Source organism: Paracoccus fistulariae, assembly GCF_028553785.1.
Taxonomy (GTDB): Bacteria; Pseudomonadota; Alphaproteobacteria; order Rhodobacterales; family Rhodobacteraceae; genus Paracoccus; species Paracoccus fistulariae.
Window position 1 is genome coordinate 2976504 of the sequence record NZ_CP067136.1, and the last position, 25116, is coordinate 3001619.

The 25116-nt window shown below is 63.8% G+C and carries 26 protein-coding genes; 14 read left to right on the forward strand and 12 right to left on the reverse strand.

Annotated features, from left to right (window positions below; translation table 11 throughout):
* Window positions 1-196: 196 nt before the first annotated feature.
* Window positions 197-322 (reverse strand): hypothetical protein, encoded by a 126-nt coding sequence (locus JHX87_RS14745; protein WP_271885473.1) that lies wholly within the window; start codon window positions 320-322, stop codon window positions 197-199.
* 114 nt (window positions 323-436) lie between these two features.
* Window positions 437-1738: an L-fucose:H+ symporter permease gene (fucP, locus tag JHX87_RS14750; protein ID WP_271885472.1), complete on the reverse strand. Its 1302-nt coding sequence runs from the start codon at window positions 1736-1738 to the stop codon at window positions 437-439.
* Between the two features lie 402 nt (window positions 1739-2140).
* Between fucP and JHX87_RS14755 the strand changes: the two genes are divergently transcribed.
* The 7 genes from JHX87_RS14755 (at window position 2141) to JHX87_RS14785 (ending at window position 10466) form a co-directional block, all read left to right on the forward strand.
* Window positions 2141-3703: a 2-isopropylmalate synthase gene (locus JHX87_RS14755; RefSeq protein WP_271885471.1), complete on the forward strand. Its 1563-nt coding sequence runs from the start codon at window positions 2141-2143 to the stop codon at window positions 3701-3703.
* A gap of 221 nt (window positions 3704-3924) precedes the next feature.
* Complete coding sequence (locus JHX87_RS14760) at window positions 3925-4959, forward strand: rod shape-determining protein (RefSeq protein ID WP_271885470.1); 1035 nt, start codon at window positions 3925-3927, stop codon at window positions 4957-4959.
* Window positions 4960-5000: 41 nt separating this feature from the next.
* The gene (mreC, locus tag JHX87_RS14765) at window positions 5001-5942 is read left to right on the forward strand and encodes a rod shape-determining protein MreC (RefSeq protein WP_271885469.1); all 942 of its coding nucleotides are present in this window, start codon (window positions 5001-5003) and stop codon (window positions 5940-5942) included.
* A complete protein-coding gene (locus tag JHX87_RS14770) occupies window positions 5935-6471 on the forward strand; it encodes a rod shape-determining protein MreD (RefSeq protein WP_271885468.1) in 537 nt (178 codons plus the stop codon). The genes mreC and JHX87_RS14770 overlap by 8 nt, the downstream gene beginning before the upstream one ends.
* On the forward strand, window positions 6468-8408 hold the full coding sequence (gene mrdA, locus JHX87_RS14775) for a penicillin-binding protein 2 (protein ID WP_271885467.1): 1941 nt from the start codon (window positions 6468-6470) through the stop codon (window positions 8406-8408). Before JHX87_RS14770 ends, mrdA begins: the two co-directional genes overlap by 4 nt.
* Window positions 8409-8413: 5 nt before the next feature.
* Window positions 8414-9553, forward strand: coding sequence for a rod shape-determining protein RodA (rodA, locus tag JHX87_RS14780; RefSeq protein WP_271885466.1), 1140 nt, complete (start codon window positions 8414-8416; stop codon window positions 9551-9553).
* 10 nt (window positions 9554-9563) lie between these two features.
* Window positions 9564-10466 (forward strand): 2-hydroxyacid dehydrogenase, encoded by a 903-nt coding sequence (locus JHX87_RS14785; RefSeq protein WP_271885465.1) that lies wholly within the window; start codon window positions 9564-9566, stop codon window positions 10464-10466.
* Here JHX87_RS14785 and JHX87_RS14790 read toward each other — a convergent pair.
* The 4 genes from JHX87_RS14790 to folK all read right to left on the reverse strand — a co-directional run bounded on the left by JHX87_RS14790 (window position 10460) and on the right by folK (window position 14403).
* Complete coding sequence (locus tag JHX87_RS14790) at window positions 10460-11179, reverse strand: DUF2062 domain-containing protein (RefSeq protein WP_271885464.1); 720 nt, start codon at window positions 11177-11179, stop codon at window positions 10460-10462. The two genes, JHX87_RS14785 and JHX87_RS14790, sit on opposite strands and share 7 nt — an antisense overlap.
* Before the next feature lie 46 nt (window positions 11180-11225).
* Window positions 11226-13340 carry a RelA/SpoT family protein gene (locus JHX87_RS14795; protein ID WP_271885463.1) on the reverse strand — a complete coding sequence of 705 codons (2115 nt, stop codon included), beginning with the start codon at window positions 13338-13340 and terminating at the stop codon, window positions 11226-11228.
* A gap of 31 nt (window positions 13341-13371) precedes the next feature.
* The gene (gene rpoZ / locus JHX87_RS14800) at window positions 13372-13725 is read right to left on the reverse strand and encodes a DNA-directed RNA polymerase subunit omega (protein ID WP_271885462.1); all 354 of its coding nucleotides are present in this window, start codon (window positions 13723-13725) and stop codon (window positions 13372-13374) included.
* A gap of 96 nt (window positions 13726-13821) precedes the next feature.
* Entirely contained in the window at window positions 13822-14403 is a 582-nt protein-coding gene (gene folK, locus JHX87_RS14805; protein ID WP_271885461.1) for a 2-amino-4-hydroxy-6-hydroxymethyldihydropteridine diphosphokinase, read from the reverse strand.
* A 104-nt stretch (window positions 14404-14507) separates the two neighbouring features.
* On the opposite strand from folK, the gene JHX87_RS14810 reads away from it, so the two are divergent.
* On the forward strand, window positions 14508-15056 hold the full coding sequence (locus JHX87_RS14810) for a LabA-like NYN domain-containing protein (protein ID WP_271885460.1): 549 nt from the start codon (window positions 14508-14510) through the stop codon (window positions 15054-15056).
* A gap of 130 nt (window positions 15057-15186) precedes the next feature.
* On the opposite strand, the gene JHX87_RS14815 is transcribed toward JHX87_RS14810, so the two are convergent.
* Together JHX87_RS14815 and secG are read right to left on the reverse strand one after the other, a co-directional pair.
* Window positions 15187-16830 carry a CTP synthase gene (locus tag JHX87_RS14815; protein ID WP_271885459.1) on the reverse strand — a complete coding sequence of 548 codons (1644 nt, stop codon included), beginning with the start codon at window positions 16828-16830 and terminating at the stop codon, window positions 15187-15189.
* A gap of 154 nt (window positions 16831-16984) precedes the next feature.
* The gene (secG, locus tag JHX87_RS14820) at window positions 16985-17467 is read right to left on the reverse strand and encodes a preprotein translocase subunit SecG (RefSeq protein WP_271885458.1); all 483 of its coding nucleotides are present in this window, start codon (window positions 17465-17467) and stop codon (window positions 16985-16987) included.
* Between the two features lie 71 nt (window positions 17468-17538).
* On the opposite strand from secG, the gene JHX87_RS14825 reads away from it, so the two are divergent.
* Window positions 17539-18975 (forward strand): cobyric acid synthase, encoded by a 1437-nt coding sequence (locus JHX87_RS14825; RefSeq protein WP_271885457.1) that lies wholly within the window; start codon window positions 17539-17541, stop codon window positions 18973-18975.
* Between the two features lie 9 nt (window positions 18976-18984).
* On the opposite strand, the gene JHX87_RS14830 is transcribed toward JHX87_RS14825, so the two are convergent.
* Window positions 18985-19380 carry a rhodanese-like domain-containing protein gene (locus JHX87_RS14830; protein ID WP_271885456.1) on the reverse strand — a complete coding sequence of 132 codons (396 nt, stop codon included), beginning with the start codon at window positions 19378-19380 and terminating at the stop codon, window positions 18985-18987.
* Window positions 19381-19468: 88 nt separating this feature from the next.
* Between JHX87_RS14830 and ftrA the strand changes: the two genes are divergently transcribed.
* The 5 genes from ftrA (at window position 19469) to JHX87_RS14855 (ending at window position 23261) form a co-directional block, all read left to right on the forward strand.
* Window positions 19469-20515, forward strand: a complete 1047-nt coding sequence (gene ftrA / locus JHX87_RS14835) for a transcriptional regulator FtrA (RefSeq protein WP_271885455.1) — start codon at window positions 19469-19471, stop codon at window positions 20513-20515.
* A gap of 9 nt (window positions 20516-20524) precedes the next feature.
* Window positions 20525-21478: a 4-hydroxy-3-methylbut-2-enyl diphosphate reductase gene (gene ispH, locus JHX87_RS14840; RefSeq protein WP_271885454.1), complete on the forward strand. Its 954-nt coding sequence runs from the start codon at window positions 20525-20527 to the stop codon at window positions 21476-21478.
* Window positions 21479-21577: 99 nt separating this feature from the next.
* The gene (locus tag JHX87_RS14845) at window positions 21578-22180 is read left to right on the forward strand and encodes a LysE family translocator (RefSeq protein ID WP_271885453.1); all 603 of its coding nucleotides are present in this window, start codon (window positions 21578-21580) and stop codon (window positions 22178-22180) included.
* Window positions 22177-22626 (forward strand): ribonuclease HI, encoded by a 450-nt coding sequence (gene rnhA, locus JHX87_RS14850; RefSeq protein ID WP_271885452.1) that lies wholly within the window; start codon window positions 22177-22179, stop codon window positions 22624-22626. Before JHX87_RS14845 ends, rnhA begins: the two co-directional genes overlap by 4 nt.
* A complete protein-coding gene (locus JHX87_RS14855; RefSeq protein WP_271885451.1) occupies window positions 22623-23261 on the forward strand; it encodes a trimeric intracellular cation channel family protein in 639 nt (212 codons plus the stop codon). The genes rnhA and JHX87_RS14855 overlap by 4 nt, the downstream gene beginning before the upstream one ends.
* Here the strand turns inward: JHX87_RS14855 and JHX87_RS14860 are convergent.
* Genes JHX87_RS14860 through JHX87_RS14870 form a run of 3 tightly spaced genes read right to left on the reverse strand, consistent with a single transcriptional unit; the run spans window position 23258 to window position 25069 of the window.
* Window positions 23258-23659, reverse strand: coding sequence for a group III truncated hemoglobin (locus tag JHX87_RS14860; RefSeq protein WP_271885450.1), 402 nt, complete (start codon window positions 23657-23659; stop codon window positions 23258-23260). The genes JHX87_RS14855 and JHX87_RS14860 overlap by 4 nt on opposite strands.
* Window positions 23640-24185, reverse strand: coding sequence for an FAD-dependent oxidoreductase (locus JHX87_RS14865; protein ID WP_271885449.1), 546 nt, complete (start codon window positions 24183-24185; stop codon window positions 23640-23642). Before JHX87_RS14865 ends, JHX87_RS14860 begins: the two co-directional genes overlap by 20 nt.
* 59 nt (window positions 24186-24244) lie before the next feature.
* A complete protein-coding gene (locus JHX87_RS14870) occupies window positions 24245-25069 on the reverse strand; it encodes a DUF6635 family protein (protein WP_271885448.1) in 825 nt (274 codons plus the stop codon).
* Window positions 25070-25116: the final 47 nt, after the last annotated feature.

Here is a 25116-nt window from a genome sequence, read left to right on the forward strand (position 1 = left end):
TGCCAGGGGCGCGACGCGGTCTTTTTGCCGACCCGCAAGGGCCGCGAAGACCGGTGATCTCGGCCCGCTGCGCTGCAAGCCGGGACGCATGTTTTCAGAAATGGGGGAATATCTGGCGGCCGCGACGGCGTGGTCCGGTCGGATGCGCGCTCGTCAGGGCGCCGCCAGAGATATGTCGGAATGACGGCCTGACGCCTCAGCGGGCGTTCAGACGGGCGATCTGGTGGGGCAACCAGCCCAGCCAGGACCGGCTGGCCGTTGCCTCGGGGCTGATCAGTTGATCGGCAAAGCGGCTGTTATAGATCGCGAAATAACCAAGCATCATTTATCTCCTGCGTGGCTGAGGTATCGGCAGGGGATATGATGCTGCGCCGCAGAAAAACAAGCGACCTCGCCCGCAATCCAGCCCTGCAGCGGCTGCAGGGCTGGCTGCGCGTCATTCAGCCGGGGCCGCGACGCGCGGATGGCGGCGCTTGGCGATCAGGTCGAACAACCCGTAGGACATCACCACAAGGAAGCACAGCGCGGGCACGATATAGCTGACCGCCGCCCCGCGCGCATCCATGATCGCGCCATGCACCAAGGGCATCAGCGCGCCGCCCAGAATCGCCATGACCAGACCGGCGGCGCCGAATTTGGTATCCTCGCCCAGGCCTTCCAGTGCCACGCCATAGATGGTCGGGAACATCAGCGACAGCGTGGCCGAAACCAGCACCACCGCCCAAACGCCCGACATGTTCGGGTTGGCGACCGCGAACAGGCACAGCACCGCGCCCATCAGCGCCATGATGCATAGCAGGACCGAAGGCCGGATATAGCCCATCAGCCAGACCATCACGAAGCGTGACACAAGGAAGATCAGCAGGCTGATCTGCAGGTAACGCCCTGCCTCGGCCTCGGTCCCGCCAATGGCCTCTATCACGTATTGGATGGTGAAGGTCCAGACGCAGGTCTGCGCCGCAACGTTGAAAAATTGCGCAATGACGCCAAAGACATAGCGGCGGCGTTTCATCAGCCGACGGACGCTGGCGCCGAAATGCAGCTCGCGCGGGCCATCGGCGGCGGCTTCGCGTTCGGTCGGCATCTTAGTCATGTAGATCGCGACCCAGATCAACAGCAGAACGCAGGCAAAGCCGACATAGGGTGTCATCACCGCCTGCAATTCCGCCGATTGCACCGCGCGCAGCGCCTCGGGGTCCATCGCCGCGCGCTCTTCCGGTGTCGCGGGGTTCAGGCGCGGCAGAATCAGCGCCGCCGACAGGAACACCCCGATATTCGTGCCCACCGGATTGAATGCCTGCGCGAAGTTCAGGCGGCGCGTGGCGTTATATTCCGGACCCATCGCAATGACGAAAGGGTTGGCCGAGGTTTCCAGGATCGACAGCCCCCCGGCCAGCGTGAACAGCGCCAGCAGGAAAAATCCGAAGGTCATGGATTGCGCGGCGGGATAGAACAGAAAGGCACCGGCAATGGCGCAGCCCAGCCCGACCAGAACCCCGGTCTTGTAGGAATAGCGCCGGTTGATGAAGGCCGCAGGCAGCGCAAGGCAGAAATATGCGCCGTAATAGGCGAATTGCACGAAAGACGCCTGCAGCGTGCTCATCGAGAAGATTTTCGAGAAGACCTTGACCAGCGGGTCGGTCATGTTTGCGGCGATGCCCCATGCCGCGAAACAGATGACGATCAGGGTAAAGGGCAGCTTCATCCCATCATAAACGAACTTACCACGGTCGGACATTGGATAACTTTCTACGATTGCTATAAATCTCGCCGTATGCTGGCCAATTGTGCAAGTTAATTCACCATTGTGACCTAAGGTCAACGCGAAATGTTAGCGGTCGCACAGATAGGCCCTGCGCGGGCGCGCGGGTTGGGCGGCGGGTCGCCCGATGCCGTGACGATTTTTCGCTTTTCATCCGTGATCTCTGTCGCCATAGTCGCGGGCATGACACGGATGCATCAGATTTCCACAGCCTCGACCGCGCCTTTCGGTGCGCGCATCGCTGTGCAACTCCGTGGTCTACTGCTTCTTACGCTGCGCTGAGCGGGTCTCCGGGCCGCCGCTCAGCCTGGTATGCGCCCGGATATGTCGGCCGAAAACCGGTCGGTCCCCTCTTGAAAGCGTAAGAAAGACGTAAAGATGACAGACAAGAATCGCGTATTGATCTTTGACACCACGCTGCGCGATGGCGAACAGTCGCCCGGCGCCACCATGACCCATGCCGAAAAGCTGGAGATTGCAGGGCTTCTGGATGAGATGGGCGTGGATATCATCGAGGCTGGGTTCCCTATTGCCTCAGAGGGTGATTTCGCCGCCGTCAGCGAGATTGCCAAACAGGCGAAGAACAGCACCATCTGCGGCCTTGCCCGCGCCCAGCTGCCCGATATCGACCGCTGCTGGGAGGCCGTCAAGCACGCCAAAAGCCCGCGGATCCACACCTTTATCGGCACCTCTCCGCTGCACCGGGCGATCCCGAATCTGGACATGGACCAGATGGCCGAGCGGATCGAACAGACCGTGACACATGCCCGCAACCTTTGCGACAATGTGCAATGGTCGCCGATGGACGCGACGCGGACCGAACATGATTACCTGTGCCGCGTGGTCGAGATCGCGATCAAATGCGGCGCCACCACGATCAATATTCCCGATACCGTGGGCTATACCGCGCCGCGCGAAAGCGCCGATCTGATCCGCATGTTGCTGGAGCGGGTGCCCGGCGCTGATGAAATCGTCTTTGCCACCCATTGCCACAACGACCTTGGCATGGCGACCGCGAACAGCCTTGCCGCGGTCGAGGCGGGCGCACGTCAGATCGAATGCACCATCAACGGTCTGGGCGAGCGTGCGGGCAACACCGCGCTGGAAGAGGTGGTCATGGCGATGAGGGTGCGCAACGATATCATGCCCTTCAGCACCGGCATTGACACGACCCGGATCATGAACCTGTCGCGCCGGGTGGCGCAGGTCTCGGGCTTCGTCGTGCAGCCGAACAAGGCCATCGTCGGAAAGAACGCCTTCCTGCACGAATCCGGCATTCATCAGGATGGCGTGCTGAAGAATGTCGAGACCTTCGAAATCATGCGCCCCGCCGATATCGGCCTGAACGAGGCGAATATCGCCATGGGCAAGCATTCCGGCCGTGCCGCACTGCGTTCGAAGCTGAAGGATCTTGGCTTCGAGGTCGGGGACAACCAGCTGAAGGACGTTTTCGTCCGCTTCAAGGCTTTGGCCGACCGCAAGAAAGAGGTCTATGACGAAGACCTTGTCGCCCTGATGCAGGACGCCGCCGCCAATACCGAAAGCGATCATATGCAGGTCAAGCATCTGCGCGTGGTTTGCGGCAGCGACGGTCAGTCCGCCGATCTGACCATGATCGTCGATGGCGAGGAAAAAACGGTTCATGCCGAGGGCGACGGCCCCGTCGACGCCTGTTTCAACGCGGTCAAGGCGATCTTTCCGCATCAGGCGCGGCTGCAGCTTTATCAGGTTCACGCCGTAACCGAGGGCACTGATGCGCAGGCAACCGTGACCGTGCGCATGGAAGAAGACGGCCGGATCGTTTCTGGGCAATCTGCGGATACCGACACGATTCTGGCCTCGGTCAAGGCCTATGTCGGGGCATTGAACCATCTGGTTCTGCGCCGCGCCCAGATCAGCAAGGACGGCGACGCCAAGCATATCACCATGTATTCACACTGAAATCACGGGAAGCGCCGCCCACTTCGGGCGGCGTTTTCGTTTCACGCGGGGCCGTCGGCGCGCACGCTGCGTGGGGGAACGCGACAGAAGGCGCTAACGGGGCTTTCGCGATTGCGCGCTACAATTTATATGGGGCAGCGTCTTGCGTCAGTGCCGATTCCCCGGCAAATGGGACGATTTATAAGGGCAGGCCGGAGAAACCGGCGCGAAAGGATACAGGCATGGCATTCGGCGGTTTGTTTTCGACCGATATCGCGATTGATCTTGGGACGGCGAATACGCTGATCTATGTCAAAGGCAAAGGGATCATCCTGAACGAACCTTCGGTCGTGGCTTATCACGTCAAGGATGGCAAACGGCAGGTTCTGGCCGTGGGTGAGGATGCCAAGCTGATGCTGGGCCGTACCCCGGGCAGCATCGAGGCCATTCGCCCGATGCGCGAAGGCGTGATCGCCGATTTCGACAGCGCCGAACAGATGATCAAGCACTTCATCAAGAAGGTGTTCAAGCGCACCAGCTTTTCCAAGCCCAAGGTCATCGTCTGTGTCCCTCATGGCGCGACCCCGGTGGAAAAACGTGCCATTCGCCAGTCGGTCCTGTCGGCGGGTGCCCGCAAGGCGGGGCTGATCGCGGAACCGATTGCAGCCGCCATCGGCGCGGGCATGCCCATCACCGAGCCGACCGGCAGCATGGTCGTCGATATCGGGGGCGGCACGACCGAGGTGGCAGTGCTGTCGCTGGGCGATGTGGTCTATGCGCGCTCTGTCCGGATCGGCGGCGACCGCATGGATGAGGCGATCATCAACTATCTGCGCCGCAACCAGAACATGCTGATCGGCGATTCCACGGCCGAGCGGGTCAAGACCTCGATCGGCACGGCGCGCATGCCCGATGACGGGCGCGGTGCGACGATCATGGTGCGTGGCCGCGATCTGCTGAACGGCATCCCCAAGGAAATCGAGATCAGCCAGGCCATGGTGGCCGAAGCCCTGACCGAGCCGATGCAGGCCATTGTCGAGGCCGTCATGGTCGCGCTGGAAGCCACGCCCCCCGATCTGGCGGCAGATATCGTGGATCGCGGCGTGATGCTGACGGGTGGCGGGGCCATGCTGGGCGAGTTGGATCTGGCGCTGCGCGAACAGACCGGGCTGTCGATCAGCCTGGCGGATCAGCCGATGAACTGCGTGGCTCTGGGCACCGGCAAGGCGCTGGAATACGAAAAGCAACTGCGCCACGTCATCGATTACGAAAGCTAAGAATGGCCCGCGCCGGGGCCATCGCAGCAGAGGCCGCCTGAATGGCACGCAAGGGACCAGATTTCATCGCCCCGATCCGGCGCGTTCTGATCGCGCTGATGTCGATTGCCCTGATCACGCTTTTCCTGTTCTGGCGTATCGACAGTCCGCGCGCGGAACAGATGCGCACCGCGATTATCGACCGGGTTGTGCCCAGCTTCGATTGGGCGCTGGTGCCGGTCACCCGTTTCAGCCAGATGGTGTCGGGCTTTCAGTCCTATGCCCGCATCTATGAACAGAACCAGGAATTGCGCCGGGAACTGCAGAAGATGCAGGCCTGGAAGGAAGCGGCCGTGCAGTTGGAGCAAGAGAACTCGAAACTGCTGGCCCAGAATAATGTGCGCATCGACCCCGCCCTGACCAGTGTGACCGGCGTGGTCATGGTCGATTCCGGTTCGGCCTTTCGGCAATCCGTGCTGCTGAATGTCGGCGCCCGCGACGGCATTATCGAGGGCTGGGCAACGATGGATGGGCTGGGGCTGGTCGGACGTATCGCCGGGGTGGGTCAGCGGACCAGCCGTGTCGTGCTGCTGACCGACCCTTCCTCGCGCATTCCCGTGACGGTGCAGCCATCGGGCGAACGCGCGCTGCTGACCGGGGACAATACGCCGCTGCCGCTGCTGGATTTCATCGAGGCACCCGATAACGTGCGACCGGGTGACCGGGTCGTGACCTCGGGCGATGGCGGGGTATTCCCGCCGGGTCTGGTGGTGGGGCAGGTGGCGCAGGCCACCGATGGGCGGTTGCGCCTGCGCATGGCCGCAGATTACGGCCGTCTGGAATTCCTGCGTGTGCTGCGCACCCATCCGGCCGAAACCGTGGTCGATGCCGGGGCGATCATCGTGCCGGGGGATCGTGGCTTCATCGGGCCGCAATTGCCGACCTCGCCCGTCGATGCGGCCAGCGCCACCGATCCGCTGTCCACAGGCACCGAGAATGATTGACGGGCCAAAGCGCAACATCATCCTTGGCGGCATCGGCTATTGCCTGTGCATGGCGCTGCTGCTGTTCGTGCGCCTGCTGCCGATTGACGGCTTCAGCCGCTGGCCGGGGCCGGATATCGCCATGTGCCTGACCTTTGTCTGGGTGCTGCGGCGCCCCGATCAGGTCCCCGCCCTGCTGGTGGTGCTGATCTTCCTGATCGAGGATGTGCTGCTTTACCGCCCGCCGGGACTGTGGCCCTTGTTCATGCTGCTGGGGACCGAGGCTGCACGCTCTCGTGAGGTGCGTTGGCGTGACCAGCCATTCGTGCTTGAATGGTTGCGCGTCTCGATCCTGATGGGCGCGATGATCCTGGGCTATCGTATCGTGCAGTTCACATTCCTCTTGCCGGTCCCTTCTCTGGGTCAGGTGCTGTTGCAATATATCGCGACCGTGATGGTCTATCCGGTCGTGGCGCTGGCCGCACGTCTGCTGATCGGCCTGCGCCGGATCAGCCCGGTCGAGGCCGAAATGATGAGATATGCCCGATGACAAAGCCGCCGAAGGATATCGTCGAAAGCTCTCGCCGGATCGGCCGCCGGGGCCTGTTGCTGGCCGGGGTGCAGCTGGGCGTCATCACCACGCTGGCGCTGAAGCTGCGGTCGATGCAGATCGAACATGCCGAGGAATATCGGACATTGGCCGATGGCAATTCGATCAAGGTCAGGCTGCTGGCCCCGGCGCGCGGGCTGCTGCTGGACCGCAACGGCATCCTGATCGCGGGGAATGAGCAGAATTATCAGATCACCCTGACGCGCGAGGATGCGGGCGGCGATGTCGAACCCGTGCTGCGCCGCCTGTCGCATCTGATCCCGATCAGCGACGACCGCATGACCGAATTGCTGGATGAATTCGCCAAGCGCACGGCGATCACGCCCATTGTCGTGGCCGACCGCCTGACCTGGGAACAGTTCAGTTCCATTGCGGTCAATGCGCCCTCGCTGGCCGGGGTGCAGCCGGAAACCGCGCTGTCGCGGGTCTATCCGCGGGCGGGCGATCTGGCGCATGTGCTGGGCTATGTCGGGCCGGTCTCGGATTACGATCTGTCCAAGATCGAGGATCCCGATCCGGTCCTGATGCTGCCGGAATTCCAGCTTGGCAAGCTGGGCTTCGAATCGCGCTTCGAGGAAAAGCTGCGCGGCAAGGCCGGGGCCCGCCGGGTCGAGGTCAACAGCGCCGGGCGCGAGATGCGTGAACTGTCCCGCAAAGAGGGCGAGCAGGGCGCCACCATCCAGATGACGCTGGACGCGCAGTTGCAGAACTATGCCGCCCAGCGTCTGGGAGAGGAAAGCGCGGCGGCGGTGGTGATCGATATCCAGACCGGGGATATTGTCGCGATCTCATCCTCGCCCAGCTTCGACCCCAACAAATTCGTGCGCGGGATTTCCGGCCCCGATTACCGGGCGCTGACCAACCATGACCACCGCCCGCTGGCCGACAAGACGGTGCAGGGGGTCTATCCGCCCGGCTCGACCTTCAAGATGGTCACCCTGCTGGCCGGGCTTGAGGCGGGCGTCATCAATGCCGGCAGCCGCTTTTACTGCCCCGGCTTCACCGAGGTTGGCGGCCGCCGCTTCCATTGCTGGAGCAGGGGCGGCCACGGATCGGTCGATGCGCTGAACAGCCTGTCGCGCAGTTGCGACGTCTACTATTACGAACTGGCACAGCGGGTCGGGATCGACCGGATCGCGATCATGGCGCGCAAGCTGGGGATCGGCGTCAAGCATGATCTGCCCATGTCCGCCGTGGCCGAAGGCATTGCGCCGGATCGCGAATGGAAGCGTGCGCGTTACGATCAGCCCTGGCAGGTCGGGGACAGTCTGAATTCCTCGATCGGGCAGGGCTATGTGCTGGCCTCGCCGCTGCAACTGGCGGTGATGACGGCGCGGATCGCCTCGGGCAAGGTGGTGGTGCCACGGCTGGTGCGGGCGATTGACGGCGTGCAGCAGCCGGTCCCGGAATTCGAGGATCTGGACGTCCACCCCGCCTTCCTGCGCGTCGCGCGGCTGGGCATGGATGAGGTGATGAATTCCGCGACCGGCACCGCGCGCCGCTCCCGCATCATCCGCGAGGAATGGCGCATGGCCGGCAAGACGGGCACCAGCCAGGTGCGCAACATCACCGCCGCTGAACGTGCGCGGGGCGTCATCCGCAACGAACAACTGCCCTGGAACCGCCGCGATCATGCACTGTTCGTCTGCTTCGCGCCGACCACGGCCCCCCGCTATGCGATTTCCGTCGTGGTTGAACATGGCGGCGGCGGCAGCACGGCGGCCGCGCCGATTGCGCGCGACATCATGCTGTTCGCGCTGCAAGGCGGGTTGCCGCCTCTGGATGCCGTCCCCTCGGATCAGCAGGCCGACATGAAGGCGCGGCACGAGGCGATGCACCTGTTCACCCCCGAAGCGCCCCGGCTGACGCGGGCCTGATCGCCATGTCCTATCTGAACTACACCGTCACGCATACGCCGGTCGGCATCCGCAAGATCCTGTATCTGAACTGGCCGCTGGTCTTTCTGATCTCGGCCGTGGCGTCGATCGGCTTTCTGATGTTGGTCTCGGTCGCGGGGGGCGATGTCGATCAATGGGCCGCGCCGCAGATGTATCGCTTTGCCGTGGGCATGGTAATCATGATCGGGCTGGCCTTTGTACCGATGTGGTTCTGGCGCGGGATTTCGGTGGGCGCCTATATCATCTGTGTCCTGCTGCTGGTCGGGGTCGAGGTCGCGGGCGAGATCGGCATGGGCGCACAGCGCTGGATCGATATCGGCCCGATCCGCCTGCAACCCTCGGAACTGATGAAGATCGCGCTGGTCCTGCTGCTGGCCGCCTATTACGACTGGCTGCCGCTGAACAAGGTGTCGCATCCGTTATGGGTGCTGATCCCGGTGCTGCTGATTCTGGCGCCGACCGGGCTGGTTATCATCCAGCCGGATCTGGGCACCTCGATCATGCTGATCACGGGCGGCGCCATCGTGATGTTCGCGGCCGGGGTCTCTTTGTGGTATTTCGCGGCGGTGATCGGCATGGCGGTCGGGCTTGTGATGGCGGTGATGGAAAGCCGCGGAACCCCGTGGCAATTGCTGAAGGATTACCAGTTCAAGCGGATCGATACCTTTCTGGACCCGACCGCCGATCCGCTGGGCGCGGGCTATAACGTCATTCAAAGCCAGATCGCGCTTGGGTCTGGCGGCTGGTCGGGACGCGGCTTCATGCAGGGATCGCAGTCGCGGCTGAACTTCCTGCCGGAAAAGCATACAGATTTCATCTTCACCGTTCTGGCCGAGGAATTCGGCTTCATCGGCGCGATTTCCCTGTTGATCCTCTATACGCTGATCGTCGGTTTCTGCCTGTATTCCGCGCTGACCAATCGCGACCGTTTTGCCAGCCTGATCACCATCGGCATCAGCGGCACCTTTTTCCTCTATTTCGCCATCAATATGGCGACCGTGATGGGGCTGCTGCCGGCCAAGGGCTCTCCTCTGCCGCTGGTCAGCTATGGCGGCACCTCGCTGATGATCCTGATGCTGGGCTTCGGGCTGGTGCAATCCGCCCATGTCCACCGCCCAAGATAAGGAGCCGCCGATGCGCGTTCTTTTTGCAGCCCCCGGATGGGATCGCTGGGCACCGGCCCTGCAACAGGCCGCACCCGAGATGGAGTTGCTGCAAGACGGCGATCCGGCCGGTTTCGACGCCATCATCTACGCGCCGGGCGGAGAGATCGAGGATCTGTCGCCCTATGTGAATGCGCGTCTGGTCCAAAGCCTCTGGGCGGGGGTAGAGCGGATCGTGACCAATCCCACGCTGACGCAACCGCTGGCGCGGATGGTGGATCCGGGGCTGGCGCAGGGCATGGCCGAATTCTGCACCGGTTGGGCGATGCGGGCACATCTGGGCATGGACCGCTATGCGCAGGACGGGCTGTGGCGCGGCGGCCTGACACCGCCGCTGGCCAGTGACCGCAATGTCACCATTCTGGGGATGGGAGAGCTTGGCCGGGCCGTGGCAGCCATGCTGCGCGGAATCGGGTTTCGGGTGACGGGCTACAGCGCCTCTGGGCGGCCCGTCGAGGGTGTGCGCGTGGTCGCGGGCGACGGGCTGGATCAGGCGCTGTCGCAGGCCGAGATCCTGATCAACCTGCTGCCCGATACGCCCGACACACGCGATATCCTGAATGCGCGGACCCTGGCGCAACTGCCGCAGGGCGCCTGGCTGATCAATCCCGGTCGGGGCACCGTGCTGGAGGATGCCGCGCTGCTTGAGGCGCTGGATCGTGGGCATCTGGGGCATGCAGTGCTGGATGTGTTCCGGACCGAACCCTTGCCTGCCGAGCATCCGTTCTGGACCCATCCGGGGGTCACGGTCACGCCGCATATCGCCGCCGAAACCCGGCCCGAGACCGCAGCCCCCGTCGCGGTCGAAAACATCCGCCGCGCCATGCGGGGGCAGCCGGTGCTGCATCTGGTGGATCGGACGAAGGGCTACTGATCGCGATCTGCCGACCCGGGGGCGGCAGACATACCCTCACCGCTGTCAAGGCGATGCTTTTCCAGCGCCTCTTCGCGGATATGGCGGTCACGCTCTTCCGCGGCCTTCTTCACCCGCTCGATCCGCTCGGCCATCTTCTTTGACCGTCTGCGGTGATAGGCCTGAACGACCGGCACGGTCAGGTAATGCGCCAATGCGCCGCACAGGATGCCCGGGATCAGGCCGCCGACAAGATAGGGGATATAGACGTCGTGGAAAAATTCCGACAGCTGCGTCCATTGCGTGGTCTCGGGGCCGAAGATCGCCTTGATATTATGCCATAACTCGGCGCTTGCGCGGCCGAATTCGACAAAGATCAGATGCGGGGGCAGATCGCCCGGCAGGCCCATGATCTCTCGTCCCAGGGTGACGCAGAGCACGCCGATGAACGGAAAGGTGGCGGGGTTGCCGACAAATGTCGCCAGAAGCGCCGCCAGAATATTGCCGCGCATCACCCAGGCGACAGCGGCCGCGGCCAGAAAGTGAAAGCCGAAGAAAGGCGTGAACGAGACCGCGACGCCCGCAGCCACCCCCCGGCCGATGCGCTGCGGCTGATCCGGCAGGCGGCGCAGGCGGTGCACGACATAAGTGCCCGCACGACGCCAGCCGCCGCGCGGATAGATCATTTCCGTCGCGATCTGACCATAGCTTCGGGGTTTGCGGCGCTTGAACACGGTCGCCCTTCATCTTTCATTGCTGCAGCTGAACGCGATCTGCGTGTCACAGCCGTTGCGAGGTGTCCCTTATTCGCTCGACCTGTGCAACATCGCTTTCCGCTTCAAGCACCGTCATCAGATTGTGAAGGTGCTCCTGATCGCGCAGTTCGACGGCGACATCGATCCGGTAGAAATCCGGCTTGCGGTCGATGAATTCCAGATCCGAGATATTGGCCCCCTGAGCGCCGATCAGGCTGCAGATCCGGCCCAGAACCCCTGCATCATGGCGGATCGTCAGCTGCAGCAGCGTCGAATAGGCGGCGGGGTGGCGGCCTTCGCGCCATTGCACGTCGATCCAGCGATCCGGCTGATCCTCGTATTCGGCAAGCACCGGGCAGTCGATGGCATGGATGACCACACCGCGCCCGCGATAGGTGATGCCGACGATGCGTTCACCCGGCAGCGGGCTGCAACAGGGGGCGCGCTGGATCTCGGCATCCGCTTCCAGCCCGGCAAAGGGGCGCGAGACGTCGATCTCGTCCTGCTCATCGGCCAGATCGGGATACAGGATCTGCAGCACTTCCTTGGCGGAATGTTCGGCGCTGCCAATCTGTGCCAGCAGGTCATCGGCGCTGCCGATGCCCATTTGCTTGGCCGCGGTGCGCAGGGCCTTGTCAGTGACCTTGCGACCGACATGTTCAAAGCTGACCCGGACCAGTTCGCGGCCCAGCCGGATGAAGCGGTCGCGATCCTCTTCGCGCAGGCTGCGGCGGATCGCGGCCTTGGCGCGGCCGGTCACGACGATATCCAGCCAGGTCGCCTGCGGGCGCTGCCCCGAGGCGGCGATGATCTCGACCGATTGCCCGTTCCGCAGTCGCGTCCACAAGGGCACGCGAATGCCATCCACCTTGGCACCGACGCAGGAATTGCCCAGCTTGGTGTGGATCGCATAGGCGAAATCGATGGGCGTGGCGCCCTTTGGCAGCTGGATCACATCGCCCTTGGGGCTGAAGCAGAAGACCTGATCCTGGTACATCTCCAGTTTGACATGTTCCAGAAAATCGTCGTGATCCTCTCCCTCGAAACGGTTGCTGAGGCCCTGTGCCCATTCGGCGGGATTGACGGCAAAGGGGTTCTTGGCCCGCACGCCGTCGCGATAGGCCCAATGCGCCGCAACCCCGGCTTCGGCCACCTCATGCATCTGACGGGTGCGGATCTGCACCTCGACCCGCTTGCCGTCACGGCCCGACACCGTGGTGTGGATCGAGCGGTAGCCGTTCGATTTCGGCTGGCTGATGTAGTCCTTGAAGCGGCCCGGAACGGCGCGCCAGCGGTTATGGATCACGCCAAGCGCGCGGTAGCAGTCCATTTCCGTCTTGGTGATGATGCGAAAGCCGTAAATGTCGGACAGCCGCGAAAAGGCCAGCTGCTTTTCCTGCATCTTGCGCCAGACGGAAAAGGGGCGCTTGGCGCGGCCAAAGACGGTGGCTTCGATGCCTTCCTTTTCCAGTTCGGCCCGGATGTCGGTGGTGATCTGGCCGATTACATCGCCGGATTCGCGCTGCAGGCTGACGAAACGGCGAATGATGGATTTGCGCGCCTCGGGGTTGATGACCTTGAAGGCCAGATCCTCAAGCTCTTCACGCATCCATTGCATGCCCATGCGTCCGGCAAGGGGGGCAAAGATATCCATCGTCTCGCGCGCCTTCTGCACCTGCTTGTCGGGCCGCATCGAGCGGATCGTGCGCATATTGTGCAGACGGTCGGCCAGCTTCACCAGAATGACCCGCAGATCGCGGGACATGGCCATGAACAGCTTGCGGAAATTCTCGGCCTGTTTCGAGGCGGCAGAGCTGAGCTGAAGATTGGTCAGCTTGGTGACGCCATCGACCAGTTCCGAGATTTCTTCGCCAAAGATGCCGGCGATCTCTTCCTTGGTCGAGCGCGTGTCCTCGACCGTGTCATGCAGCAGCGCGGTGACAATCGTGGCATCGTCCAGACGCATTTCGGTCAGGATCGCGGCAACGGCAATGGGGTGGGTGAAATAAGGCTCGCCGGAATGGCGGAACTGACCTTCATGCATCCGCATGCCATATTCATAGGCGTCGCGGATCAGGTCGGAATTGCTTTTCGGGTTGTAGTTGCGGACAAGCGCAATGAGGTCTTCGACGTCGATCATGTTCCTGACGAAGACCTCATCCGCAAGTTACTTAGCGCTGGTTGGCTTCCAGCATCATGCGCAGCATACGCTCTTCCGATTCTTCATCGGCGGGCTTGGGGCGGTCAACTTCCGCGCCCAGCAGCAGCGCCATCGCGTCCTCTTCGGGCTCATCGACTTCGATCTGGGTCTGGGTCGACTCAATCATCCGCTCGCGCAGATCATCGACGGGCTGGGTTTCATCTGCGATTTCGCGCAGGGCAACAACGGGGTTTTTGTCATTGTCGCGTTCAACCGTCGGGGCGCTGCCGGTGGCGATTTCGCGCGCGCGATGCGAGGCCAGCATGACCAGATCAAACCGGTTGGGAACTTTGTCGACGCAATCTTCGACCGTTACGCGGGCCATATGTCACCTGTGCTGTTTCGAATCGTATATTCGGGGGCGAAACCATGTATCTGTGTGACGCAAGCGGAAATGTCAAGGAAGACCGGGCCAAAGGCGTCATGCCAGAGGCGACATTCCCGCGGTTGCATCGGGGCTCAGCCCTGACAGCATCTCAACCACGGTCAGGCCCGTCAAGGGGTGGCGCCACAGCGGCGCGATTTCCGCCAGAGGCGCCAGAACGAAACCACGGTCCTGCAGGCGCGGATGCGGCAGGATCAATTCGGTCGGCGCCTGGCGTCGTTGTTGGTCCGGCGGCAGGTCCATCCAATGCTGCAGCGTCGCCTGATTCGGTGCGATCATCTGACCGAAAGCAAGCAGGTCAAGGTCCAATACGCGGGCAGACCAGCGACCGGTCCCGCGATCTCGGCCAAAATTCGCCTCTATCCGGTGCAGCTTGTCGAGAATTTCGTTAGCGTGCAAACTAGTAGTAATTGCTGCCGTTGCGTTAACGAAATCCGGCCCGGAGCCCGCCGGAACGGCCGGTGTCTGCCAAAAGCGGCTTAACGCGGAGATTGAAATATCTTGCTCATCGTGCAGAGTATTTATCGCTGCATGCAGTGTTTCACTCGCGCTGCCTGTGGTGGACGGCAAATTCGCACCAAAGGCAACCAGTCCTAAAGATAAAGACAGGTTTCTCATACTGCTTCTCCCGTCCTAGAACACAGTGACCGGGCCAGTCACGCCGGACCCCTCATCCGGATGGCCCGTCACCGAACGATAAAGTCCCATTGAAAGCAACAAGAATGTTCTACAAGGATGACCGATTGGCGATTTTCATTGACGGGGCGAACCTATACGCCGCCGCGAAATCGCTAGGTTTCGACATAGATTACAAACTGCTAAGACAAGAATTCGACCGTCGTGGCAAGCTGATGCGAGCCTACTACTATACCGCGTTGATGGAAGGCGAGGAATATTCCCCGATCCGTCCGCTGGTCGACTGGCTGCATTACAACGGCTACTGCGTTGTGACAAAACCTGCCAAGGAATTCACCGACACCATGGGTCGGCGCAAGATCAAGGGCAATATGGATATCGAACTGACTGTCGATGCCATGCAGCTTGCGCCGCGTCTGGACCATGTGGTCCTGTTCTCGGGTGATGGCGATTTTCGTCCATTGATCGAGGCGCTGCAGCGCCAGGGCGTGCGGGTCTCGGTCGTGTCGACGATCCGGTCGCAGCCGCCGATGATTGCCGACGATCTGCGTCGCCAGGCCGATAACTTCATCGAGCTTGACGCCCTGCGCGACATCATCGGCCGACCGCAGCGCGAGGCGCAGAACGGCGAGTGACCTGTCGGGCCCGGCTGTCCCGAAGTGCAGCATCCCAAGACTGCGCGCGGGCAGCCTGCGCGGCATGAAGACGTGCCGCGCATGTTCCTGACAGCGCCTTTCTGCGGCTGGCGCTCGGCGGCTGGTCGGATCAGACCAGCCTGCCTTCCTCCATCGCAGCACGCACGAAACCCGCGAATAGCGGTGCGGGTTCGAATGGCTTCGACTTCAGTTCCGGATGGGACTGAACCCCGATGAACCAGGGGTGGTCGGGATATTCCACCGCCTCGGGCAGCTTGCCATCGGGCGACATGCCGGAAAAGGACATGCCCGCCTCTTCCAACTGGTTGCGATAGGTGGCGTCGACTTCGTAACGGTGGCGGTGGCGATCCTCGATTTCGGTGGCGCCATCATAGACTTCCGAGATCTTGGACCCCGGTTTCAGCACGGCGGTATAAGATCCAAGCCGCATCGTGCCGCCCTTGTCATCCGACAGCTTGCGCTGGACGGTATAGTTCCCCTGCACCCATTCCTTCAGGTGATAGACCACCGGGGTAAAGCGCGCCTTGCCTGCCTCGTGGTCGAATTCCTCGCTGCCGGCATCGGGAAGACCGGCCAGATTACGCGCGCCTTCGATCACGGCCATCTGCATGCCCAGGCAGATGCCCAGATAGGGCACCTCTTTCTCGCGCGCATATTTTGCCGCGGTGATCATGCCTTCGGTGCCGCGTTCGCCAAAGCCGCCGGGCACGATGATCCCGTGATAGCCGTCCAGCAGATGGGCGCCTTCGCCCTCCAGCTTTTCGCTATCCACCCAATCGGCCTTGACCCGGACGCGATTGGCCATGCCGCCATGGGTCAGCGCCTCGGCGATGGATTTATAGGCATCCTCAAGCTGCGTATATTTGCCGACAATGGCGATCCTGACCTCTCCCTCGGCATTGTGCAGGCGGTCCATGACGTCTTCCCAGCGGGACAGATCCGGGCGCGGCGCGGGGCTGATGCCAAAGGCATCCAGAACCGCCTGATCCAGACCCGCGCGGTGATAGGCCAGCGGCGCCTCGTAGATCGAGCGCAGGTCATAGGCCGGGATGACGTGATCGGGACGGACATTGCAGAACAGCGCGATCTTGGCGCGTTCCTTTTCCGGGATCGGCTGTTCCGACCGGCAGACAAGCACATCCGGCGCCAGGCCGATGGATTGCAGTTCCTTGACACTGTGCTGCGTCGGCTTGGTCTTCAATTCGCCGCTGGCGGCCAGATAGGGCAGCAGGGTCAGGTGCATCAGGATGCATTCGCCGCGCGGGCGTTCATGGTTGAACTGACGAATCGCCTCGAAAAAGGGCAGGCCCTCGATATCGCCGACCGTGCCGCCGATCTCGCACAGCATGAAATCCACCTCATCCTCGCCAATGGCCAGGAAATCCTTGATCTCATTCGTGACGTGGGGAATCACCTGAATGGTCTTGCCCAGATATTCGCCGCGCCGCTCTTTCTCCAGCACGTTGGAGTAGATCCGGCCCGAGGAAATCGAGTCGGTCTTGCGCGCATGCACGCCCGTGAAGCGTTCGTAATGGCCCAGATCCAGATCGGTTTCGGCGCCGTCATCGGTGACAAAGACCTCGCCATGTTCAAAGGGCGACATCGTGCCGGGATCGACGTTCAGATAGGGGTCAAGCTTGCGCAGGCGGACGGTATAGCCGCGGGCCTGCAGCAACGCGCCCAACGCCGCCGAGGCCAGCCCCTTGCCAAGGGACGACACCACGCCGCCGGTGATAAAGATATAACGCGCCATAAGGCCCCCGTGATCTGCAAGAATTCGATTGTCGGCGGGCCAATTACGGCCTGCGTCACGGGACTAAAGATATAGGCGATTCGCCCCGTGGCCGCAATGGACCGCAAGTTTCTTCGAGGGCAGATTTCCTCTGCCCCCAATGCGTTGTGATGATTCAGTTCGCCGGGGCCGGTTCCTGGGCGGCGCTGTCGGCCGCAGGCGGGGTGACCGGATCGGCCGCAGCCGGGGCCGCAGCAGGGGCCGTGGCGGGCGCGTCGCTGGCCGGGGCCACCGCATCGGGCACCGGCGGGGTCAGCGGATCGCCGCTGGTCGAGGGCGGCGGCGTATAGGCGGGCAGTTGCGGGGTCGAGCCGCCATCTGTCTGACTGCTGGCCGGAACGCCCAGCTGATCCATGATCGAGCTGTTGGACACCTGGCTTGCCGCAATGATGGTCAGCGCGATCGAGGTCACGAACAGCGCGATGCCGAAGATCCAGGTCAGGCGGGTCAGCGCATTCGCGGCCTGACGGCCACTCATCACGCCACCACCCGTGCCGCCTCCCGTTCCAAGCCCGCCACCTTCTGAACGCTGCAGCAGCACAACGCCCGTCAGCAGCACTGCGAGGATAAGATGGACGGTCAGGACGACGTTTTCCACGGTGTTCGGCCTTTCATTTGCGGACGCGCCTATCTAGTCACCGAAACAGATGAAGGCAAGCATGGTGTCCAATGTCCGCAATCATGATTCAGGGCACAGGTTCGAATGTGGGAAAATCGCTGCTGGTGGCAGGGCTGTGCCGGGCCGCGCGGCGGCGCGGGATCGCGGTGGCGCCCTTCAAGCCGCAGAACATGTCGAACAACGCCGCCGTGACCGTCGACGGCGGAGAGATCGGCCGCGCGCAGGCGCTGCAGGCGCGCGCCTGTGGCCTGCTGCCGCAGAGCGACATGAACCCGGTGCTGCTGAAGCCCGAAACCGATACCGGGGCGCAGGTTGTCCTGCAGGGTCGCGCGATCGCCCGTGCCCAGGCGCGCGATTACGCCGGGCTGAAGCCGCGCCTGATGCAGGGCGTCATGGACAGCTTCCACCGTCTGCGTGCCGCGCATGATCTGGTCATCGTCGAGGGCGCGGGCAGCCCGGCAGAGATCAATCTGCGCCCCCGCGACATTGCCAATATGGGATTCGCGCGGGCGGCGCAGGTGCCGGTGCTGCTGGCGGGAGATATCGACCGGGGTGGGGTGATCGCCCAGATCGTCGGCACGCAGGCGGCGCTTGACCCGGAAGATGCGGCAATGATCTGCGGCTTCATGATCAACAAGTTCCGGGGCGATCCACGTCTGTTCGACGACGGCTATCAGATGATACAGGATCGCACGGGCTGGCGCGGTTTCGGGGTCGTGCCGTGGTTTCGCGACGCCTATCGCCTGCCGGCCGAGGATGCGGTCGACCTGCGCGCCTCGCAGGGGCAGGGGCTGCATATCGTCTGCCTTGCCCTGTCGCGGATCGCGAATTTCGATGATCTGGACCCTCTGGCGGCCGAGCCGGGCGTGCAACTGACCATGCTGGGGCCGGGACGCGCCATTCCCGGCGACGCGGATCTGGTCATCATCCCGGGCACCAAGTCGACGCTGGGCGATCTGGCCTTTCTGCGCGCGCAGGGATGGGATATCGACCTGCAGGCGCATCTGCGGCGCGGCGGGCATGTGCTGGGCATCTGCGGCGGCTATCAGATGCTGGGTCGCGTGATCCGCGACCCCGATGGCGCCGATGGGCTGGCCGGAGAGGTCAGCGGGCTGGGCCTGCTGGACATCTCCACCACCATGTCCCCCGACAAGCGGTTGCAGCGGATCAGCGGCACGGCGCTGGATCACCCCATTTCGGGATACGAGATCCATATGGGCCACAGTACCGGCCCCGATTGTGTCCGCCCCTTTGCGCATCTGCCCCATCCTGATGGGGCGATCAGTGCCGATGGCCGGGTCTCGGGCACCTATCTGCATGGGTTGTTCGGGGATGACGGCTTTCGCGCCGCGTGGCTGGCGCGCTTCGGCACCCCCTCGCAGCCGGGATATGAGGCCCGCGTGGATCAGGTACTGGACGATCTGGCCGATCATCTGGAATCGCATCTGGACGTGGCGGGCCTGCTGGCCGTGGCGGGCTGCTGCTGAGCTTTGCGATCACGCCCCGGTCGCCAGGTCAAAACCCTCGTCCCGCCAGCCGGTCACGCCGCCCGCCATGATCTTCACCGGCCGCCCCAGTTCCGCCAGCCGCAGCGCGGCCCGGGCGGCGCCGTTGCAATGCGGTCCGGCGCAATAGGTGACGAACAGCGTCTGGTCGGGCCAGTCGGCCATCCTGCGGCGGGTGATCTTGCCATGTGGCAGGCTGATCGCCCCCGGCACATGCCCCGCCGCGAACATCGCCGGGCTGCGGACGTCCAGCAGCACGAAATCCGCGCCCGCAGACAGCGCCTCATGCACGTCCCAGCAATCGGTCCGAAAGGTGAATTCGGCGGCGAAATGTGCCTGTGCCAGATGGCTGGGCGCGGCGGGGATATCGGTCACGGCCGAGGTCATGGCATGCTCCTGCAAAGGTTCCTGCCCTGATCTTGCACCAGCCTCGCCGCCTTGCCAGATGGCGCGAATGACAATATGCGTCAAGATCATGCCAAACATCGCCGATCAGCCCGTTCCCCCGCAAGGCCCTCTGGTCGTCGCGCTGCTTTATGACGGGCTCTGCACCTTCGAATTCGGCATCGTGGCCGAGGTGTTCGGCCTGCCGCGCCCGGAACTGGGGCCGGGCTGGTATCGCTTTGCCAGTTGCGCGGTCGAACCCGGGCCGCTGCGCGCCCATGGCGGCTTTACCCTGACCCCCGATCACGGCCCCGAGGCGCTGGAGCAGGCCGATATCATCGTCGTTCCGGGCTGGAAGGGTGTCGATATCGCGGTGCCAGAGGCGCTGTGCGACCGGCTGCGGGCGGCGCATGCGCGTGGGGCGCGGCTGGTCTCGATCTGTTCGGGCGCTGTCGTGCTGGCGGCGACGGGGTTGCTGGATGGCGGCATGATCGCAACCCATTGGCGCTATGCGGACACCCTGCAGGCGCGCCATCCGCAGCTGACGGTGGATACGGCATCGCTCTATCGGGTCGAGGGGCGGATCTTTACCTCGGCGGGCAGTGCGGCGGGGATCGACCTGATGATCGAGATCGTGCGGCAGGAGTTCGGCACCGATGCCGCCAATTCCGTCGCCCGCCGTCTGGTCGTGCCCGCCCATCGCAGCGGCGGTCAGGCGCAGTTTCTGGAACGCCCGGTGCCTGCCCGCCCCACCGGCGAGATCGCACCGCTGCTGGATCAGATCCGTGCGGATCTTGGGCGCGGCTGGACGACCGCTGACATGGCCGCCGAATGCCGGATGAGCCTGCGCACCTTCCTGCGCCGCTTCCACGACGCCACCGGCACCAGCCCGGGCGAATGGCTGATCGCCGAACGGGTCGAGGCGGCCAAGACCCTGCTGTCTTCGGGCCATGACGGGATCGGGGTGATCGCCGCAGCCCTGGGCTTTGGCAGCGGCCACGGGTTGCGCCATCATTTCCGGCAGCGGGTTGGCGTGACGCCCTCGGATTATCGCGCGGGCTTCCTGCGCCGGTCGCGCGACCAGCTTCCGCCGAATGTGAGCACCCCGTCACTGGACGAACGCCCCGCCACGCGCTAGGGCGGTGCCATGGAACAGATCAAGCCGCCCCTGACCCTTTTTCTGGCCGCGCCGCGCGGGTTCTGCGCCGGCGTGGATCGCGCCATCAAGATCGTCGAGATGGCGCTGCAGAAATGGGGCGCTCCGGTCTATGTCCGGCACGAGATCGTGCATAACAAATTCGTTGTGGATTCGCTGCGCGATCAGGGCGCCGTCTTTGTCGAGGAACTGGACGAATGCCCCGATGACCGCCCGGTGATCTTTTCCGCCCATGGCGTGCCCAAGGCCGTCCCGGCCGAAGCCCGCCGCCGCGAGATGGTCTTTGTCGATGCCACCTGCCCGCTGGTCAGCAAGGTCCATGTCGAGGCCGAGCGTCACTTTGCCAATGGATTGCAGATGGTGATGATCGGCCATGCGGGCCACCCCGAGGTTCTGGGCACCATGGGCCAATTGCCGGAGGGTGAGGTGCTGCTGGTCGAAACCGTCGCGGATGTGGGGGATATTGCGCCGCGCGATCCGTCGCAACTGGCCTTCATCACCCAGACCACGCTGTCGGTCGATGATACCGCCGAGATCGTGGCCGCCTTGCAGCGGCGCTTTCCCGCGATCATCGGCCCGGCCAAGGAAGATATCTGCTACGCCACCACCAACCGTCAGGCCGCCGTCAAGGCGATCGCCGGTCAGATTGACGCGCTGCTGGTCATCGGCGCGCCCAACAGCTCGAACTCGCGCCGGCTGGTCGAGGTGGGCAGCGCCGCAGGCTGTGCCTATTCCCAGCTTGTGATGCGTGCCGATCAGATCGACTGGCGCGCCATTGACGGCGCCCGCGCCGTGGGCGTGACCGCCGGCGCCAGCGCGCCCGAGGTGCTGGTGGATGAGGTCGTCGATGCCTTCCGCCAGCGCTATGACGTGACCGTCGAACTGGTCGAAACCGCGCAGGAGCGCGTCGAATTCAAGGTGCCCCGCATTCTGCGCGAGGCCTGAGGCCGCCGGAAACTGGACCTCCCCCGCATCTGTCACTATCCTTCCCAACAACAGGCCTGCGGATCCTCGGCAGGTATTTGGGAAAAAAGGATTATCGGGATGAGCTGGGATTATATTCTGACGGCGTTCATTGTCTGTGTCGCACCCGGAATCGGGGTGATCTACACCCTGTCCATGACGCTGGGCGGCGGGATGCGTGCGGGGCTTTGGGCCTCGGTCGGCTGCACCATCGCCACGGTGTTCCACATGGGCGTCGCCATGGCCGGACTGGCCGCCATCCTGCACAGCAGCGCGGTGCTGTTCCAGATGCTGAAATTCGCAGGCGTGCTGTATCTGCTGTGGATGGCCTGGGCCGTGCTGAAGGACTGGGGCGGCATGTCGGTCACGCCCTCGGCCCCGACGCCTGCCGGGCAGATCGTCAAGCGCGGCATCCTGCTGAACCTGCTGAACCCCAAGCTGCCCTTGTTCTTCATGGCCTTCATTCCGCAATTCATGCCGCAGGGATCGGGCCTGCCGCTGCTGATTCAGCTTGGATCTGTGTTTTCGCTGGTGACCTTCCTGACCTTCATCGGTTATGCCGCGCTGGCAGCCAGCGGCCGACAGGCGCTGCTGGCTTCGGAAACGGCAATGCGCTGGATGCGGCGGGTCTTTGCGGCCTCCTTTGCGGCGCTTGGGGTGAAACTGGCAATGGCGCGGGCTTGACGGAACTTTTTGCATGGACAGATGGCGCGTGCAGCGGCAATCCCGGCCCCGGTGGCTGGGGTGTGCTGATGCGCGCCGTCAAGGGCGATCAGATCGCCAAGGAGAGAGAGCTTTCCGGCGGAGAGCCCGATACGACGAATAACCGGATGGAGTTGATGGCCGCGATTCAGGCGCTGGAAACCCTGTCCCGCCCGTCCGAGATCACGATCACCACCGACAGCGCCTATGTGAAGAATGGCGTGACGCAGTGGATCCACGGCTGGAAGCGCAATGGCTGGCGCACGGCGGGCAAGAAGCCGGTCAAGAATGTCGAACTGTGGCAGCGTCTGGACGAGGCGCAAAAGCGTCACACGGTGCATTGGAAATGGATCAAGGGCCATGCGGGCCATGCCGAAAACGAACGCGCCGATGAATTGGCGCGTGCGGGGATGGCGCCCTTCAAATGACGCTGGAAACGCTTGTGACCCTGCTGGATTACGGCTCGGTCCTGATCTTTGCGCTGACCGGCGCGCTGGTGGCCAGCCGGGCGCAGCTTGATCTGGTCGGATTTGTCTTCATGGCCTCGCTGACTGCCGTGGGCGGCGGGACGTTGCGTGACCTGATCCTGAACCGCGATGCGGTGTTCTGGGTCGCAAGCCCGTCCTATGTGGTGACGGCGACGCTGGCCGCGATTCTGGTCTTCTGGACCGCGCATCTCTTTGAAAGCCGCTACAAATGGCTGGTCTGGCTGGATGCCGTCGCGCTGTCCGTGGCGGTGGCGGCGGGTGTCGGTGTCGCGGTCGAGGGTGGTTTCGGCCCGGTGATCGTGGTGATGATGGGCGTCATGACCGGCACCTTTGGCGGGCTGATGCGCGATGTGGTCGGCAATGAGGTGCCGCTGGTCCTGAAACAGGGGCAGCTTTACCTGACGGCGGCCTTTGGCGGGGCGGTGGCGGCGGTGGTGCTGATCTGGTGCGGCGTGCCGCGTTTCGCGGCCCTGATCCTGTGCGGTTTCGTGGTGCTGGCGCTGCGGGCCGGCAGCCTGCGATGGGGGTGGAGCCTGCCGGTCTACAAGCCGCGACCGCCGCGGACGCGCGGTTAGCGCAGCACCGGCGGGGCGTCCTTCGGGCGCTGGAATTCCTGCAGCCCAAGGCTCAGCCCGCGGCCGATCCGATGCGCCAGCAGCGACCAGCCCGCCGCGGCCTCGGGCGGCAGGGTGTCGCGCAGCGTCCTGTCGAACAGATCCAGCCAGACCGGGAAATGCTGCGGCGTCACATCCCCCGCCTCGCGATGGACGCGCATGGGATTGCCGTCATAGCCCCGCTGATGCAGGATCGATTTCTTCCAGAAATGCGCGATCTTGATCTCATGCCGTGGCCAGTCGTGGATATGGCCGTTAAACACCGGCCCCAGAACCGGATGTCGGCGGACCTGCGCATAAAATCGGGCGACGACCTGTTCGATCTGGGCTTCGCTGACGTCAAACCGGGGTGGGATCATGTCGTTCCTCACAAAGGCAATGGGATTCACATGGGGGCAGCCTTTCCCCGGCCAGTGGCGGCAGCAGGCTGCCCGCGACGACATAGCTCAGCACCCGGCGCATGGCGGCATAGTTTGGCAGCGCCTCTGCCACCGGTCCGCGCCGCGCCAGCGCATCGGTGACCTCCGCATCGGCGACCTGCGCATCGGTGATGGTGGCGATCCCGGCAGCTTGCGCGGCGCGCCATAGCAGGTCGAACAGGCTGGCGCGATGAAAGGCGCGGCCCGGCATGTCGGCGGGATAGAAGATATCCAGCGCCATCCGCCCTTTCAGCCGGTCAAGGCCCAGCATCCGCGTGATCGGGGTGGATAGCGTGCGGGCCGCCGCGCCGATCCCGATCTGATCCAGCACCATCAGCCCCGAGCCGACCGGACGCGGCTGTGCGAAACGCGCGAACAGGGTGACGCGATGACCCTCTTGCGCGGCAAGCGCCGCTGTGGCCGGCCCGCCGATCCCTGCTCCGACGATGGCGATCTGTTTGCTCATGGGAAATTGGTGCCGCAATGGGGCAGATGCCGCAAGTGTCCTCTTGTCGCAGGTATCCCTTAGCGCAAAGAGCGCCACAGAACCGTCAGGGTATCGCCAAGATCGCCCAGCCGCGCCAGAAGATGCTCTCGCTCGATCCCGCTGCCGGGTTCGGCGCGGTCAAGCTGGGACAGCATCCGCATCAGGCGGCGGCGATGCGTGCCGGTCAGGGTTTGCAGCGGATCGGCCAGCACGCCCGCGAAGGTCGTCACGACCGATCCGATCATCGCCAGCGCCACCCCGGTCAGCACCACCTCCCACGGCGAAAGCTGCACCGGAAAGGCCCAGTACCAGGCCCGGCCAAGCGTTTCGCCAAGCGCGAAATCCGCGACCGCATTGGACCGGGCACGCAATTCGGCCAGCGGCCCGGCCATCGAGATGATGCCGGGCGTGGCGCGGTGAAACAGCAGCAGGCCGCAGGACAGCACCACCAGCGAGGTGACGATCTCGGCCACGGCGTTGCGCGTCTCGGTATAGCTGGCGATGCGGTCGCGGGTCGCCTGCGGCGGCGCGCCCGGCCCGATCCCATCGGCATCCAGCCCGTCGATGAAGCGGATCAGATCCTGCTGCAGGATCCGCGACATGTCCGAGGTCAGAAAGATCCGCCGCCGCGCCAGCCAGCCAGCCGCGCGTCTGGCCCCCAGCCATCCCAGCAGGGCGGCCAGCAGCCGTGTCAGCAGGAAGACCGGCGACAGCATCACATTCAGCGGCGCCCGCAGCAGATCCCAGCCAAGCGCCGTGCGATGCAGCAGCAAGGTGCCGCGCAGCCCAAAGCGCGCGCGCACAAAGCGCGACACCCGGTCCTGTCGGGCGGCAAGTCTGGCGGGATCAGTTGCGTCGGTCATGGCGCTTGTGGCTTTTGGTCACGCTTCATAGATAAGCTGGGCGGCGA

Coding starts and splice junctions, on each gene's coding strand:
- JHX87_RS14745 (WP_271885473.1), bottom strand. CDS start 322: ATGCTTGGTTATTTCGCGATCTATAACAGCCGCTTTGCCGATCAACTG.
- fucP (WP_271885472.1), bottom strand. CDS start 1,738: ATGTCCGACCGTGGTAAGTTCGTTTATGATGGGATGAAGCTGCCCTTT.
- JHX87_RS14755 (WP_271885471.1), top strand. CDS start 2,141: ATGACAGACAAGAATCGCGTATTGATCTTTGACACCACGCTGCGCGAT.
- JHX87_RS14760 (WP_271885470.1), top strand. CDS start 3,925: ATGGCATTCGGCGGTTTGTTTTCGACCGATATCGCGATTGATCTTGGG.
- mreC (WP_271885469.1), top strand. CDS start 5,001: ATGGCACGCAAGGGACCAGATTTCATCGCCCCGATCCGGCGCGTTCTG.
- JHX87_RS14770 (WP_271885468.1), top strand. CDS start 5,935: ATGATTGACGGGCCAAAGCGCAACATCATCCTTGGCGGCATCGGCTAT.
- mrdA (WP_271885467.1), top strand. CDS start 6,468: ATGACAAAGCCGCCGAAGGATATCGTCGAAAGCTCTCGCCGGATCGGC.
- rodA (WP_271885466.1), top strand. CDS start 8,414: ATGTCCTATCTGAACTACACCGTCACGCATACGCCGGTCGGCATCCGC.
- JHX87_RS14785 (WP_271885465.1), top strand. CDS start 9,564: ATGCGCGTTCTTTTTGCAGCCCCCGGATGGGATCGCTGGGCACCGGCC.
- JHX87_RS14795 (WP_271885463.1), bottom strand. CDS start 13,340: ATGATCGACGTCGAAGACCTCATTGCGCTTGTCCGCAACTACAACCCG.
- rpoZ (WP_271885462.1), bottom strand. CDS start 13,725: ATGGCCCGCGTAACGGTCGAAGATTGCGTCGACAAAGTTCCCAACCGG.
- folK (WP_271885461.1), bottom strand. CDS start 14,403: ATGAGAAACCTGTCTTTATCTTTAGGACTGGTTGCCTTTGGTGCGAAT.
- JHX87_RS14810 (WP_271885460.1), top strand. CDS start 14,508: ATGTTCTACAAGGATGACCGATTGGCGATTTTCATTGACGGGGCGAAC.
- JHX87_RS14815 (WP_271885459.1), bottom strand. CDS start 16,830: ATGGCGCGTTATATCTTTATCACCGGCGGCGTGGTGTCGTCCCTTGGC.
- JHX87_RS14825 (WP_271885457.1), top strand. CDS start 17,539: ATGTCCGCAATCATGATTCAGGGCACAGGTTCGAATGTGGGAAAATCG.
- JHX87_RS14830 (WP_271885456.1), bottom strand. CDS start 19,380: ATGACCTCGGCCGTGACCGATATCCCCGCCGCGCCCAGCCATCTGGCA.
- ftrA (WP_271885455.1), top strand. CDS start 19,469: ATGCCAAACATCGCCGATCAGCCCGTTCCCCCGCAAGGCCCTCTGGTC.
- ispH (WP_271885454.1), top strand. CDS start 20,525: ATGGAACAGATCAAGCCGCCCCTGACCCTTTTTCTGGCCGCGCCGCGC.
- JHX87_RS14845 (WP_271885453.1), top strand. CDS start 21,578: ATGAGCTGGGATTATATTCTGACGGCGTTCATTGTCTGTGTCGCACCC.
- JHX87_RS14855 (WP_271885451.1), top strand. CDS start 22,623: ATGACGCTGGAAACGCTTGTGACCCTGCTGGATTACGGCTCGGTCCTG.
- JHX87_RS14860 (WP_271885450.1), bottom strand. CDS start 23,659: ATGATCCCACCCCGGTTTGACGTCAGCGAAGCCCAGATCGAACAGGTC.
- JHX87_RS14865 (WP_271885449.1), bottom strand. CDS start 24,185: ATGAGCAAACAGATCGCCATCGTCGGAGCAGGGATCGGCGGGCCGGCC.
- JHX87_RS14870 (WP_271885448.1), bottom strand. CDS start 25,069: ATGACCGACGCAACTGATCCCGCCAGACTTGCCGCCCGACAGGACCGG.